12 protein-coding genes are annotated in these 14,031 nt (G+C 63.3%); 2 read left to right on the forward strand and 10 right to left on the reverse strand.

Annotation, left to right across the window (positions count from 1 at the left end):
- Positions 1-21 precede the first annotated feature (21 nt).
- The 9 genes from ACFW0B_RS19360 to grpE all read right to left on the reverse strand — a co-directional run bounded on the left by ACFW0B_RS19360 (position 22) and on the right by grpE (position 10,949).
- Positions 22-468: a DUF4149 domain-containing protein gene (locus ACFW0B_RS19360; RefSeq protein WP_449150613.1), complete on the reverse strand. Its 447-nt coding sequence runs from the start codon at positions 466-468 to the stop codon at positions 22-24.
- A complete protein-coding gene (greA, locus tag ACFW0B_RS19365) occupies positions 446-919 on the reverse strand; it encodes a transcription elongation factor GreA (RefSeq protein ID WP_449150614.1) in 474 nt (157 codons plus the stop codon). The genes ACFW0B_RS19360 and greA overlap by 23 nt, the downstream gene beginning before the upstream one ends.
- A complete protein-coding gene (gene carB / locus ACFW0B_RS19370; protein ID WP_449150615.1) occupies positions 916-4,137 on the reverse strand; it encodes a carbamoyl-phosphate synthase large subunit in 3,222 nt (1,073 codons plus the stop codon). The genes greA and carB overlap by 4 nt, the downstream gene beginning before the upstream one ends.
- 19 nt (positions 4,138-4,156) lie before the next feature.
- Positions 4,157-4,807 (reverse strand): leucine efflux protein LeuE, encoded by a 651-nt coding sequence (gene leuE / locus ACFW0B_RS19375; protein WP_449150626.1) that lies wholly within the window; start codon positions 4,805-4,807, stop codon positions 4,157-4,159.
- Between the two features lie 26 nt (positions 4,808-4,833).
- Complete coding sequence (carA, locus tag ACFW0B_RS19380) at positions 4,834-5,970, reverse strand: glutamine-hydrolyzing carbamoyl-phosphate synthase small subunit (RefSeq protein WP_449150616.1); 1,137 nt, start codon at positions 5,968-5,970, stop codon at positions 4,834-4,836.
- Positions 5,971-6,228: 258 nt separating this feature from the next.
- Complete coding sequence (gene dapB / locus ACFW0B_RS19385; protein WP_449150617.1) at positions 6,229-7,032, reverse strand: 4-hydroxy-tetrahydrodipicolinate reductase; 804 nt, start codon at positions 7,030-7,032, stop codon at positions 6,229-6,231.
- An 82-nt stretch (positions 7,033-7,114) separates the two neighbouring features.
- The gene (gene dnaJ / locus ACFW0B_RS19390) at positions 7,115-8,242 is read right to left on the reverse strand and encodes a molecular chaperone DnaJ (RefSeq protein ID WP_449150618.1); all 1,128 of its coding nucleotides are present in this window, start codon (positions 8,240-8,242) and stop codon (positions 7,115-7,117) included.
- A gap of 123 nt (positions 8,243-8,365) precedes the next feature.
- The gene (gene dnaK / locus ACFW0B_RS19395) at positions 8,366-10,279 is read right to left on the reverse strand and encodes a molecular chaperone DnaK (RefSeq protein ID WP_449150619.1); all 1,914 of its coding nucleotides are present in this window, start codon (positions 10,277-10,279) and stop codon (positions 8,366-8,368) included.
- A gap of 100 nt (positions 10,280-10,379) precedes the next feature.
- Complete coding sequence (grpE, locus tag ACFW0B_RS19400) at positions 10,380-10,949, reverse strand: nucleotide exchange factor GrpE (RefSeq protein WP_449150620.1); 570 nt, start codon at positions 10,947-10,949, stop codon at positions 10,380-10,382.
- A gap of 155 nt (positions 10,950-11,104) precedes the next feature.
- Between grpE and recN the strand changes: the two genes are divergently transcribed.
- Positions 11,105-12,778, forward strand: a complete 1,674-nt coding sequence (gene recN, locus ACFW0B_RS19405) for a DNA repair protein RecN (protein WP_449150621.1) — start codon at positions 11,105-11,107, stop codon at positions 12,776-12,778.
- Between the two features lie 57 nt (positions 12,779-12,835).
- On the opposite strand, the gene fur is transcribed toward recN, so the two are convergent.
- Positions 12,836-13,240 (reverse strand): ferric iron uptake transcriptional regulator, encoded by a 405-nt coding sequence (gene fur / locus ACFW0B_RS19410; protein ID WP_449150622.1) that lies wholly within the window; start codon positions 13,238-13,240, stop codon positions 12,836-12,838.
- A gap of 99 nt (positions 13,241-13,339) precedes the next feature.
- Here fur and ACFW0B_RS19415 point away from each other — a divergent pair, with 99 nt between their 5' ends.
- The gene (locus ACFW0B_RS19415) at positions 13,340-13,873 is read left to right on the forward strand and encodes an outer membrane protein assembly factor BamE (RefSeq protein ID WP_449150623.1); all 534 of its coding nucleotides are present in this window, start codon (positions 13,340-13,342) and stop codon (positions 13,871-13,873) included.
- Positions 13,874-14,031: the final 158 nt, after the last annotated feature.

Here is a 14,031-nt window from a genome sequence, read left to right on the forward strand (position 1 = left end):
CCTCCCGCCAAAGGCGCGCCCTCAGCGCGCCCGGCCCTCCGCCAGCTTCGCCGGCAAGGGCTGGACAACCAGCAGCAGGCCACAGAAGGCCAGTAACAGATAGCTGAAGTTCAGCCAGTACAACGCCTCCGGCATCCAGAAGCGAACCAGCAGGAACACCGCCACCAGGCCGATCGCAGCGACCAGCAGCTGTGCGCGCGCATCACGCCAGAGACGCACAAGCCCCGCATGCTGGATCAGCAGCAGGGCCTGGAGCAGCGCACAGAAACCGGCAAAGGCAACCATCAACGGCCGGAGGCTGGAAGCCACCTCTTCCACCAGCAGCGGCGCCAGACCTATGCGGTCCAGCGCCGGCAGCATGACGAAGTGCAGCAGCCAGAGGCCGCCAACCCAAAAGGTCTGGGCCAGCTGCCAGGCGATGGCGCCAGCCCGGAAGGGTGACCGCTTAGACGTGGCGGACTTCGACAATCTCGTACTCGACGATACCGCTCGGAGTCTTGACGGTCACCACGTCGCCTTCTTCCTTGCCCACCAGGGCACGGGCGATGGGAGAGCTGACCGACAGCTTGCCTCGCTTGATATCGGCCTCGTCGTCACCCACGATCTGGTAGGTCACGGACTCGTCGGTCTCGACGTTGGCGATATCCACGGTCACGCCGAAGATCACCTTGCCGCTGTGCGGGATGGAGGTGACATCGATGATGTGGGCATTGGACAGCTTGGCCTCGATATCGCGGATTCGCGCCTCGGCCAGCCCCTGCTGCTCACGGGCCGCATGGTATTCGGCGTTTTCCTTCAAATCTCCCAGCTCTCGCGCTTCAGCGATGGCCTGACTGATCTTCGGGCGCTCGGCCTTGAGGGCTTTCAGTTCGTCTTCCAGGGCGCGGGCGCCCTGGACGGTCATCGGAAATTTAGTCATGCCTTGATTCCTGCATGGAGATCCTGCAAGCGGCGCACGGTCTTCTCGGGACCGAACTTGAGCGCCTCACAGATCGCCTGACCAGCTGCGATAGTAGTGGTGCAGTAGATCTTGTGCTGCAGGGCGTTTCGACGGATCGAGTAGGAGTCAGCGATGGACTGACGCCCCTCAGTGGTGTTGATGATGAGGGTAACCTCATCGTTCTTGATCATGTCAACGACATGGGGACGGCCTTCCGTCACCTTGTTCACGCGACGCACCGGCAGGCCGGCCGCCTCGATCACCCGGGCGGTGCCGGAAGTGGCGACCACTTCGAAGCCCAGCTCGATCAGGTCGCGGGCAACCTGGGCGACCATCGGCTTGTCGTCTTCACGGACGCTGATGAACACGGTGCCGGAGTTCGGCAGGATCTCGCTGGCACCCATCTGGGCCTTGGAGAAGGCTTCACCGAAGGTGTCACCGACGCCCATCACTTCGCCGGTGGACTTCATTTCCGGGCCGAGGATCGGGTCGACGCCCGGGAACTTGGCGAACGGGAACACGGCTTCCTTGACGCTGAAGAACGGCGGGATGATTTCCTCGGTGAAGCCGATTTCCTTGAGGCTCTTGCCAGCCATCACTCGGGCTGCGACCTTGGCCAGCGACTCGCCGATGCACTTGGAGACGAACGGCACGGTACGGGACGCGCGCGGGTTCACCTCGATCACGTAGATGTCTTCGCCCTGCACGGCCATCTGGACGTTCATCAGGCCGACCACACCGAGCTCCAGGGCCATTTTCTTGACCTGGTCACGGATCTCGTCCTGGATGTGCTGCGGCAGCGAGTACGGCGGCAGCGAGCAGGCGGAGTCACCGGAGTGCACGCCAGCCTGTTCGATGTGCTGCATGATCGCGCCGATCACGACGATTTCGCCGTCGCACACCGCATCGATGTCCACTTCGATGGCGCAGTTCAGGAAGCGGTCCAGCAGCACCGGGCTGTCGTTGGACACCTTCACGGCCTCGCGCATGTAACGCTTGAGCTCTTCTTCCTGGTAGACGATTTCCATCGCGCGGCCGCCCAGTACGTAGGACGGGCGCACCACCATCGGGTAGCCGATGCTCTTCGACAAGGCCAGGGCTTCATCCTCGCTGCGCGCGGTGGCGTTGGCCGGCTGGCGCAGGTTCAGGCGCTGGACCATCTGCTGGAAGCGCTCGCGGTCTTCGGCGCGGTCGATGGCGTCCGGGCTGGTGCCGATGATCGGTACGCCGGCCTCTTCCAGGGCGCGGCAGAGTTTCAGCGGAGTCTGGCCGCCGTATTGCACGATGACGCCCTTGGGCTGCTCGACACGGACGATTTCCAGCACGTCCTCCAGGGTCACCGGTTCGAAGTACAGGCGGTCGGACGTGTCGTAGTCGGTGGAGACGGTTTCCGGGTTGCAGTTGACCATGATGGTCTCGTAGCCGTCTTCACGCATGGCCAGAGCGGCGTGTACGCAGCAGTAGTCGAACTCGATGCCCTGGCCGATACGGTTGGGGCCGCCGCCGAGGATCATGATCTTCTCGCGGGACGACGGGTTGGCCTCGCACTCCTGCTCGTAGGTCGAGTACATGTAGGCGGTGTCGGTGGCGAATTCGGCGGCGCAGGTGTCCACGCGCTTGAAGACCGGCAGGACCTTCAGCTTGTGGCGGTGGCTGCGCAGGTTCTTCTCGGTAACGCCGAGCAGCTTGGCCAGGCGGGCATCGGAGAAGCCCTTGCGCTTGAGCTTGCGCATCAGGTCGGCGTCGATGCCGGACAGGCCGAGGGTCTTGACCTTCTCCTCATCCTTGATGAGGTCCTCGATCTGTACCAGGAACCACTCGTCGATGCGGGTCAGCTCGAAGACTTCCTCGATGCTCTTGCCGGCACGGAAGGCATCCGCCACGTACCAGATACGCTCGGCGCCCGGAACGGTCAGTTCGCGCTTGAGGATGCCCTCGGCTTCCGGATCGTTCAGGTCCAGCTTGGGATCGAAGCCGGCAACGCCCACTTCCAGTCCGCGCAGGGCTTTCTGCACCGACTCCTGGAAGGTGCGGCCGATGGCCATCACTTCGCCCACGGATTTCATCTGGGTGGTCAGGCGGGCGTCGGCTTTCGGGAACTTCTCGAAGGCGAAGCGCGGAACCTTGGTCACCACGTAGTCGATGGCCGGTTCGAAGGAGGCCGGGGTGCGGCCGCCGGTGATGTCGTTCTGCAGCTCGTCGAGGGTGTAGCCGACGGCCAGCTTGGCGGCGATCTTGGCGATCGGGAAGCCGGTAGCCTTGGAAGCCAGGGCCGAGGAACGCGATACACGCGGATTCATCTCGATCACGACCATGCGGCCGGTGTTCGGGCAGATGCCGAACTGCACGTTGGAACCGCCGGTTTCCACGCCGATCTCACGCAGCACCGCCAGGGAGGCGTTGCGCATGATCTGGTATTCCTTGTCGGTCAGGGTCTGGGCCGGAGCGACGGTGATGGAGTCGCCGGTGTGCACGCCCATCGGGTCGAAGTTCTCGATGGAGCAGACGATGATGCAGTTGTCCTTCTTGTCGCGGACCACCTCCATCTCGTATTCCTTCCAGCCGATCAGGGATTCGTCGATCAGCAGCTCGTTGGTCGGCGACAGGTCCAGGCCGCGGGCGCAGATTTCTTCGAACTCTTCACGGTTGTAGGCGATGCCGCCACCGGTGCCGCCCATGGTGAAGGACGGACGGATGATGCAGGGGAAGCCGACCTTTTCCAGGACGCCGTAGGCCTCTTCCATGCTGTGGGCGATGCCGGAGCGCGGGCATTCCAGGCCGATGGCCTTCATGGCCTTGTCGAAGCGCGAGCGGTCTTCGGCCTTGTCGATGGTGTCGGCGTTGGCGCCGATCATTTCCACGCCGAACTTCTCCAGCACGCCGTGGCGCTCCAGGTCGAGGGCGCAGTTCAGCGCGGTCTGGCCGCCCATGGTGGGCAGCAGGGCGTCAGGGCGTTCCTTCTCGATGATCTTGGCGACGGTCGCCCACTTGATCGGCTCGATGTAGGTGGCGTCGGCCATGGCCGGGTCGGTCATGATGGTGGCCGGGTTGGAGTTCACCAGGATGACGCGGAAGCCTTCTTCCTTCAGGGCTTTGCAAGCCTGGGCGCCGGAGTAGTCGAACTCGCAGGCCTGGCCGATGACGATGGGGCCGGCACCGAGGATCAGGATGCTCTTGATGTCTGTACGCTTGGGCATGGGACTCTCGTTGCAATAATCAGGACAGGGTTGCGGTGGCCAGCTTCACGCCAAAGCCGACGAACAGGGCGCCGACGCCACTGGAAGCGCCGGCAGCCAGCCGTTGCCGCTGGCGGAACCAGGCCGCCAGGCGCACACCGGAAAAAATCAGGAAACTCAGGTAAAGGGCGCTGATGACTTCGAGGATCGTGCCCAGAACCAGGAACGACAGGCCGGGGTAGGCGTATCCCGGGTCGACGAACTGGATGAAGAAGGACACGAAGAAAAGGATCGCCTTGGGATTGGACAGGCTCAGCAGCAGCGCCTTGCGGAACGGCTGGTTGACGTCCAGGTCCCGTGCCGGGACAGCCTGCTCGACCGGTTGGCGCAACTTCTGCCAACCACCCCGGAGCATGCCGACACCCAGGTAAAACAGGTAGGCGGCGCCGACGTACTTCAGGCCGAGGAACAGCATGGGTTCGGCCTTGAGCAGCGAGGCGATGCCCAATGCCGACAGCAGCATCAGGATCGCATCGCCGAGGAACACCGCGCTGGCCGCCCGGTAGCCGGCGCCCACGCCGCGCTGGGCGGCGGTGGCGAGCACGAACAGCGAGTTCGGCCCCGGCAGCAGGACGATGAACAGCGTACCCAGGACGTAGGTCCAGAGGTCGGTGATCCCGAGGGTCGGCATCATCTTCGCAAGCCCTTCCCGTGGTCTCAGCGGCGTTCGGCCATCGCCGCGATGAAGCGGTCGAACAGCGGAGCCACGTCGTGCGGACCAGGGCTGGCTTCCGGGTGCCCCTGGAAGCTGAAGGCCACCTTGTCGGTCCGCTCGATGCCCTGCAGGGTGCCGTCGAACAGCGACTTGTGGGTCGCACGCAGGTTGGCCGGCAGGGTCGACTCGTCCACGGCGAAGCCATGGTTCTGGCTGGTGATCATCACCACGCCGGAATCCAGGTCCTGCACCGGGTGGTTGGCGCCGTGGTGGCCATGGCCCATCTTCACGGTCTTGGCACCGGAGGCCAGGGCCAGCAGCTGGTGACCGAGGCAGATGCCGAATACCGGAATCTCGGTGTCGAGGAACTCGCGAATCGCCTGGATGGCGTAGTCGCAAGGCTCGGGGTCGCCAGGGCCGTTGGAGAGGAAGATGCCGTCCGGATTCAGGGCGAGCACTTCGCTGGCCGGAGTCTGCGCCGGCACCACGGTCAGGCGGCAGCCGCGCGCGACCAGCATGCGCAGGATGTTCAGCTTGACGCCGAAGTCATAAGCGACCACGTGGTAGGGCAGAGCGGCGGCAGCGACTTCCGGATGACTGTCGGTTTCCAGGTTCCACACGCTGGAGCGCCACTCGTACTTCTCGGTGGCGGACACGACCTTGGCCAGGTCCATGCCCTTCAGGCCCGGGAAGCTGCGGGCCAGCTCGAGGGCTTTTTCCTCGGTGGCGTCGTCGCCGGCCAGGATGCAGCCGTTCTGGGACCCCTTTTCACGCAGGATGCGGGTCAGGCGGCGGGTGTCGATACCGGCGATAGCGACGGTGCCGTGCTCTTTCAGGTAATCCGGCAGCGACTGCTTGTTACGCCAGTTGCTGGCCAGCAGCGGCAGGTCGCGAATGATCAGGCCGGCGGCCCATACGCGGTTGGACTCGGCGTCTTCCGGCGTGGTGCCGGTGTTGCCGATGTGCGGATAGGTCAGGGTAACGATTTGTTGGGCATAGGAAGGATCGGTAAGGATTTCCTGATAGCCGGTCATGGCAGTGTTGAACACTACCTCGCCGATGGTATGGCCATCGGCCCCAATGGCTTCGCCGCGAAAAATGCTGCCGTCGGCAAGCGCGAGTATGGCTGGCTTAGTCAAGAAGACCTCCCGTAGATCTAAGGCTGAAGCAAACGCAGGTTGTAAAAAAGCGGGATGACGTCATTACCGTCACCCCGCTTTCTTATCTGAGCCATTTCTGCGTAACTTTTAGTGGACACACTAAAGCTGCAGTTTACAGGAATGCGTCATTTCGGTCCACCGGAAAGACATTCCATTTGGCAGTCCGGCGATCAGGTGAACTTGGGAGCAGCGACACCGTTTCCAACGCCGCCGCTCCGATGCGCACCAGATCACGCATCAGCGCAGACCCAGCACATCCTGCATGTCGTACAGACCCGCTTCCTGGCCATCCAGCCAGAGCGCGGCACGCACGGCGCCACGGGCGAAGGTCATGCGGCTGGACGCCTTGTGAGTGATTTCCACGCGCTCGCCTTCGGCGGCGAACAGCACGGTGTGATCACCCACCACGTCGCCGGCACGCACAGTGGCGAAGCCGATGGTTTCGCGGGCGCGGGCGCCGGTCTGACCTTCGCGGCCGTAGACAGCAACCTTGGACAGATCACGACCCAACGCGTCAGCCACCACCTCTCCCATGCGCAGCGCGGTACCGGACGGCGCGTCCACCTTGTGACGGTGGTGGGCTTCGATGATCTCGATGTCCACCTCGTCGCCCAGCACGCGGGCGGCGGTATCCAGCAGCTTGAGGCAGAGGTTCACGCCGACGCTGAAGTTGGCCGCGAAAACGATCGGGATCTCCTTGGCGGCAGCCGCCAGCAAAGCCTTCTCCTCGGCAGAGAACCCGGTGGTGCCGATCACCATGGCCTTGCCGGCCTGGCGACAGACCTCCAGATTCTTCAGGGTCACCGAGGGATGGGTGAAGTCGATCAGCACGTCGAATTCGTCCACCACCTTCGCCAGATCACCCGACAGCGGCACACCAATACGGCCCAGCGCCGCCAGCTCGCCGGCATCAGCGCCAACCAGGGTACTGTCCGGACGATCGATGGCAGCGGTCAGGCCGGCACCCTGCGCCTGCTGCACCGCCTCGATCAGGTTCTTGCCCATGCGCCCGGCGGCGCCCATCACAGCAATACGTCGCATAAAAAAGCTCCAAGCTGGAAGCCTGGAGCTGGATACCGGCCGCGGAACGCACAGAGTTCCAGCAGCAGCATCCAGCTCGTCGTTAGAGATCGCCGAAGAAGCGCTTCATGCCCTCGAACCAGCTGCTGGCTTTGGGCGAATGGGAGCCATCGTCCAGCAGCGTCTTGCGGAACTCGTCGAGCAGCTCGCGCTGGCGCTTGTCCAGGTTGACCGGGGTCTCCACCACCACGCGGCACATCAGGTCACCCGCACCACCGCCACGTACCGGAGCCACGCCCTTGCCGCGCAGGCGGAAGAGCTTACCGGTCTGGGTCGCTTCCGGAATCTTCAGCTTGACCCGACCGTCCAGGGTCGGCACTTCCAGCTCACCACCCAGGGCGGCGTCCGCAAAGCTGATCGGCACCTCGCAATAGAGATGCTTGCCATCGCGCTGGAAGATCGGGTGCTCGCGCACATTGACCACAACGTAGAGGTCGCCGGAAGGACCGCCCAGGGCCCCGGCCTCGCCTTCGCCGGACAGGCGGATGCGATCGCCGGTATCGACGCCAGCCGGCACCTTCACCGACAGGGTCTTGTGCTCTTCCACACGACCCTGGCCATGGCAGCTGCCGCACGGGTCGTTGATCATCTTGCCGCTGCCGTGGCAGCGTGGGCAGGTCTGCTGCACCGAGAAGAACCCCTGCTGCATGCGCACCTGGCCGATACCGCCACAGGTGGTACAGGTGACCGGGCTGGTGCCCTTCTTGGCGCCCGAGCCATCGCAGCTCTTGCAGTTGACCAGGGTCGGCACGCGGATGGTCACGGTCGTGCCGCGCACGGCCTCTTCGAGGTCCAACTCAAGGGTGTAGCGCAGGTCACTGCCGCGCTGCGGACCGCCGCGCTGGCCGCCACGCTGACCACCGAAGAAATCGCTGAACACGTCGCCGAAGATGTCGGAGAAGCTGGCGCCACCGAAGCCGGCGCCAGCCCCCGCGCCCATCTGCGGATCGACGCCGACATGGCCGTACTGGTCGTACGCCGCGCGCTTGCTGGCGTCGGACAGGATCTCGTAGGCCTCGTTGGCCTCCTTGAATTTCTCTTCGGCCTCCTTGTCCCCCGGATTGCGGTCCGGGTGGTGCTTCATCGCCAGCCGGCGATAAGCCTTTTTCAGCTCTGCCTCGCTGGCGCCGCGCTCGACACCGAGGACTTCGTAAAAGTCACGTTTAGCCATAGTTTCCTGCACTCTCGAATTCACCAGCCCCAGACACGCCAACGCGGGAGCAAGCTCCCGCGTGGCGAATCAGGCGTACCGGGTCTTTAGCCCCGCACGCCGGGACGGAAGCAAGCGTGACACTTACTTGTTTTCCTTGACCTCTTCGAACTCGGCGTCGACCGCATCGTCGCTCGCCTTGTCCGCATTGGAGGCCTGCGGCTGTTCGCCAGCCTGAGCCTGCTCGGCGTACATCTTCTGCGCCAGAGGAGCGGAAGCCTGGGACAGGGCATTCATCTTGACCTCGATCTCGGCCTTGTCGTCGCCCTTCACAGCCACTTCCAGCTCGCCCAGCACTTTCTCGATGGCAGCCTTTTCCTCGGCAGTGGCCTTGTCGCCAGCCTCGCTAATCATCTTGCGAGTAGCGTGGACCAGCGCGTCCCCCTGGTTACGGGCAGCCGCCAGCTCTTCGAACTTGCGGTCTTCCTCGGCGTTGGCCTCGGCGTCACGCACCATTTGCTGGATCTCTTCCTCGGACAGGCCGGAGTTGGCCTTGATCACGATGGACTGCTGCTTGCCGGTGGCCTTGTCCTTGGCGGACACGTGCAGGATACCGTTAGCATCGATGTCGAAGGTCACTTCGATCTGCGGTACGCCACGCGGCGCCGGCGGGATCTCGGCCAGGTCGAACTTGCCCAGGGACTTGTTCTGGCCAGCCTGCTTGCGCTCGCCCTGCAGCACGTGGATGGTCACGGCGGACTGGTTGTCGTCGGCGGTGGAGAACACCTGCGACTTCTTGGTCGGGATGGTAGTGTTCTTCTCAATCAGCGCGGTCATCACGCCACCCAGGGTCTCGATGCCCAGGGTCAGCGGGGTCACGTCGAGCAGCAGTACGTCCTTCACGTCACCGGCCAGCACAGCGCCCTGGATGGCGGCACCGATGGCGACGGCTTCGTCCGGGTTGACGTCCTTGCGCGGCTCCTTGCCGAAGAAGTCGGCAACCTGCTTCTGCACCAGCGGCATACGGGTCTGACCACCAACCAGGATCACTTCCTGGATGTCAGATACGTCGAGGCCGGCATCTTTCAGGGCGATGCGGCATGGCTCGATGGTACGCGCCACCAGATCCTCGACCAGCGCTTCCAGCTTGGCACGGGAAATCTTCACGTTCAGGTGCTTCGGACCGGTCTGGTCTGCGGTGATGTACGGCAGGTTGACGTCGGTCTGCTGGCTGGAGGACAGCTCGATCTTGGCCTTCTCGGCGGCTTCCTTCAGGCGCTGCATGGCCAGCGGGTCGCCCTTGAGGTCCATGCCGGATTCTTTCTTGAACTCGTCGACGAGGTAGTCGATCAGGCGCAGGTCGAAGTCTTCACCACCCAGGAAGGTGTCACCGTTGGTGGCCAGTACTTCGAACTGGTGCTCGCCGTCGACTTCGGCGATCTCGATCACCGACACGTCGAAGGTACCGCCGCCCAGGTCATAGACGATGACGGTGTGGTCGCCCTTGGCTTTGTCCATGCCATAGGCCAGCGCAGCCGCAGTCGGCTCGTTGATGATGCGCTTGACGTCCAGACCGGCAATACGGCCGGCATCCTTGGTGGCCTGGCGCTGACTGTCGTTGAAGTAGGCCGGAACGGTGATCACCGCTTCGGTCACAGGCTCGCCGAGATAATCTTCGGCGGTCTTCTTCATCTTCTTCAGCACTTCCGCGGAAATCTGCGGCGGTGCCATCTTCTGGCCCTTCACTTCCACCCAGGCGTCACCGTTGTCGGCCTTGGCGATCTTGTAGGGAACCATCTTGATGTCTTTCTGCACGACGTCTTCTTCAAAGCGGCGACCGATCAGGCGCTTCACGGCGTACAGGGTGTTCTGAGGGTTGGTGACCGCCTGACGCTTGGCGGACTGGCCGACCAGGGTCTCACCGTCGTTGGTGTAGGCGATGATGGACGGCGTGGTGCGAGCGCCTTCGGCGTTCTCGATCACCTTGACGTTGCCGTTCTCCAGGATGGCCACGCAGGAGTTGGTGGTCCCCAGGTCGATACCGATGATTTTGCCCATATTTTCTCTCCCGAAACTTTGGATTCTCCGCGACCTCGCTTCACGGGCCACGGCAGCACATAAACGCTTGAACTATCAGATGGGGGCCCGAGGCCGAATTTCAAGCCTGCTCGTCAATCGACGGCGCAGTGGCGCTCGGCGCCTTGCTGACCACCACCATGGCCGGGCGCAGCAGACGGCCGTTGAGCAGGTAGCCCTTCTGGAACACCTTCAGCACGCTGCCCGGCTCGACACTGGAGCTTTCTTCCATGGCCATGGCCTGATGGTGCTCGGGATTGAAGGGTGCGCCGTGCGGATCGACAGCTTCCAGCTGGTAACGCTTGAGGGTGTCGTGGAACAGCTTGAGGGTCAGCTCCATGCCCTCGCGCACCGGTTTGATCGCCTCGTCGGTGGCGCTGGACATCTCCAGGCCGCGCTCCAGGCTGTCGACCACCGGCAGCAGGTCGCTGGCGAACTTCTCGAGGGCGAACTTGTGCGCCTTCTCCACGTCCTGCTCGGCCCGACGGCGGATGTTCTGCAGCTCGGCGGCAACGCGCAGCGACTGATCCTGGGCCGCAGCCAGTTGCTCCTCCAGTACCTGTACGCGAGCGGCGAGATCTTCACCGGATGCGATTTCGGCAGCGGAATTCGCTTCGGGGGTCTGGGTGTCCAGAGTCTGTTCGTCGGCCATGCCTTCCTCCTCATAAAGACAGCTGCGGGCAAAGACCCGCGGATATGTCCGCCTATATGGGGTCGCAATTTGTCGCTTCAAGGGGGAGGGGCGATTGTCAGCCAGAAAACAAACACTGTATAAATACCCAGCCATCTCAGCGCGGGAGTCGCACCATGCTGGTACACCTTTCGATCCATAACTACGCCATCGTCGAGCACCTGGACCTGGAGCTCGAGGGTGGAATGTCCGTGATCACCGGCGAAACCGGAGCCGGCAAGTCGATCATGCTCGACGCCCTCGGCCTCACCCTGGGCGATCGCGCCGACAGCGGCGTGGTGCGCCCCGGCGCCGACAAGGCCGACATTCTCGCCAGCTTCGACATCAGCGACATCCCCGAAGCTCGCGCCTGGCTGGCCGAGCGCGACCTGGACAACGACGGGCCCTGCATCCTGCGCCGCGTCATCACCGCCGAAGGCCGGTCGCGCGCCTATATAAATGGCAGCCCCTGCCCCCAGGGCGACCTCAAGACCCTGGGCGAGCTGCTGATCGATATCCACAGCCAGCACGAGCACCAATCCCTGCTCAAGGCAGACACCCATCGTCGCCTGCTGGACGAATTCGCCGGTGCCAGCGAACTCGCCCGCCAAGTCCAGCTCGCGGCACAGCGCTGGCGGCAAACCCGCCAGGAGCTGGAACGCCTCTCCCGCACCGGCGACGAGCAGCGCGCCCGCCACCAGTTGCTCAGCTACCAGCTGGACGAACTGGAGAACCTGGCCCTCGGCGAGAACGAGCTGGAGCAGCTCGAACAGGAACACAAGAACCTGGCCAACGCCGAAAGCCTGCTGGCCGCCTGCCGCCAGGTGATCGACTTCTGCAGCGAGAGCGATGCTGGCAACGTGCTCAGCGCCCTCACCTCCAGCCTCAACCGTCTGACCGCCTTCCATACCCAGCCCGCCGCCCTGGCCGAAGCGGTCAACCTGCTCTCCAGCGCGCAGATCCAGGTCGAAGAAGCCATGGGCGAGCTGAACCGCTTCCTCGACCACTTCGACGCCGACCCCGAACGCCAGCAGGCACTCGAGGAGCGCCTCGATACCATCTACACCCTCGCGCGCAAACACCGGGTGCAACCTAACGAGCTGGCGGAACTGCAGCAGCGCCTGCTGGATGAACTGGAAGCCCTCAACGCCGATGACGAAGCCGTCGAACACCTGACCGAGGAACTGGCCGCCTACGAGCGCCACTACCGGGAGAAAGCCGCCGAACTGAGCAGGCTGCGCGGCGAAGCCTCCGACCGCCTGGCCAGCTCGGTGGAAACCGAAATGCAGCGACTGGGCATGCCTGGCGGGCGATTCAGCATCCAGTTGCACACCAGCCAGGCGGACGAACCGCAGCAGCATGGCCTGGAACAGGTCGAATTCCTGGTCAGCGCCAACCCGGGTCAGCCACTCAAGGCACTGGCCAAGGTCGCTTCGGGCGGTGAATTGTCCCGCATCAGCCTCGCCATCCAGGTCATCACCGCGCAGACCTCACGGGTACCCACGCTGGTATTCGACGAAGTGGACGTGGGTATCGGCGGCCCCACCGCCGAAGTGGTCGGCCAGTTGCTGCGCCGCCTCGGCCAGCGCGGCCAGGTACTCACCGTCACCCACCTGCCGCAGGTGGCCGCGCAGGGTCATCACCATCTCTTCGTACACAAGGAGCGCGGCACGCAGGAAACCCGCACCGCCGTGGCCAAGCTGCAGGAAGCACCGCGAATCGAGGAAATCGCGCGCATGCTGGGCGGCGTCGACCTCACCGAGGAATCCCTGGCCCACGCCAGGAAGATGGTGACCAGCGCCCAGGGCTGATCCGGCTGCAAACGAAAAAGGCGACCCTCAGGTCGCCTTTTCTTGTGCGCGATGCGCTTACTTCCTCTTGCGGATATAGAGCACCAGGTTGTGGTCAACCAGCTCGTAGCCGCGCTCCTTGACGATTTCCTTCTGGCGCTTCTCGATCTCCGGATCGAAGAACTCGATCACTTCGCCGGAATCGACACACACCATGTGATCGTGGTGGCCACTGTCAGCCAGCTCGAACACGGCGTGGCCGCCATCGAAGTTGTGGCGCACCACCAGGCCCGCCGCCTCGAACTGGGTCAGGACCCGATAGACAGTGGCCAGACCGACATCTTCGCCGGCTTCCATCAGGGCCTTGTAAACATCCTCCGCGCTCATGTGGCGTTGCTCGGTGGAGTCGAGCATCTGGAGGATCTTGACCCGAGGCAAGGTGACCTTCAGGCCGGCTTTACGCAGTTCGTTGTTTTCAACCATGGTCGGTTTTCTCGGGGAATGCGGCTTTCGCAGCTTCCCTTAATGCAGGTATGATCGGGACTTTTGATGCCCAGCCAAGATAGTGGAAGTCTCCCACCGATGCAAAACACCAAGCTCCTGCTGACCAGCCTCTCCTTCGCAGGCTTGCTCGCACTCGCCGGTTGTTCGTTTCCCGGTGTCTACAAGATCGACATCCAGCAGGGCAACGTTGTAACGCAGGACATGATAGACCAGTTGAAGCCTGGAATGACCCGACGTCAAGTGCGGTTTATCATGGGCAACCCGCTGATCACTGACACCTTCCACGCCAATCGCTGGGACTACCTCTACAGCATCCAGCCCGGTGGCGGCCAACGCCTCCAGGAGCGTGTCAGCCTGATGTTCGACAACAACGACCAACTGATCGGCCTGGCCGGTGACTTCATGCCCGGCGTGAGCCGTGACGAAGCGATCCTCGGCGGCGAAAGCACCACCACGACCACCGAAGTCAAACCGGAACAGCCGAAAGAGCAACCCACGACCGAGGAACCGGCAGCGCCGGGCTCCCTGCTGGAGAAGATCCAGAAGGAAGTGGACAGCGCAGAACCCGTACCGGTACCGGTCCCGGAACCGCTGGACATCTCGCCGCAATAATATGTGGCAACAAAAAGCCCGGGCTGGTCCCGTAATGCTGTTCACATAAGCATTTGAGCTGTTGCCGTGGCTCCCCGAGAATCCGATGCCAGACCTCTGGCATCGGATTTTTTATGTCCTTTCAACAGCAGTTGCTCGACCTGGGCGAGTTGTTCAAT

It is taken from the genome of Metapseudomonas phytobenefica (assembly GCF_043392685.1).
GTDB lineage: Bacteria > Pseudomonadota > Gammaproteobacteria > Pseudomonadales > Pseudomonadaceae > Metapseudomonas.

Coding starts and splice junctions, on each gene's coding strand:
- greA (WP_449150614.1), bottom strand. CDS start 919: ATGACTAAATTTCCGATGACCGTCCAGGGCGCCCGCGCCCTGGAAGAC.
- carB (WP_449150615.1), bottom strand. CDS start 4,137: ATGCCCAAGCGTACAGACATCAAGAGCATCCTGATCCTCGGTGCCGGC.
- leuE (WP_449150626.1), bottom strand. CDS start 4,807: ATGCCGACCCTCGGGATCACCGACCTCTGGACCTACGTCCTGGGTACG.
- dapB (WP_449150617.1), bottom strand. CDS start 7,032: ATGCGACGTATTGCTGTGATGGGCGCCGCCGGGCGCATGGGCAAGAAC.
- dnaJ (WP_449150618.1), bottom strand. CDS start 8,242: ATGGCTAAACGTGACTTTTACGAAGTCCTCGGTGTCGAGCGCGGCGCC.
- dnaK (WP_449150619.1), bottom strand. CDS start 10,279: ATGGGCAAAATCATCGGTATCGACCTGGGGACCACCAACTCCTGCGTG.
- grpE (WP_449150620.1), bottom strand. CDS start 10,949: ATGGCCGACGAACAGACTCTGGACACCCAGACCCCCGAAGCGAATTCC.
- recN (WP_449150621.1), top strand. CDS start 11,105: ATGCTGGTACACCTTTCGATCCATAACTACGCCATCGTCGAGCACCTG.
- fur (WP_449150622.1), bottom strand. CDS start 13,240: ATGGTTGAAAACAACGAACTGCGTAAAGCCGGCCTGAAGGTCACCTTG.
- ACFW0B_RS19415 (WP_449150623.1), top strand. CDS start 13,340: ATGCAAAACACCAAGCTCCTGCTGACCAGCCTCTCCTTCGCAGGCTTG.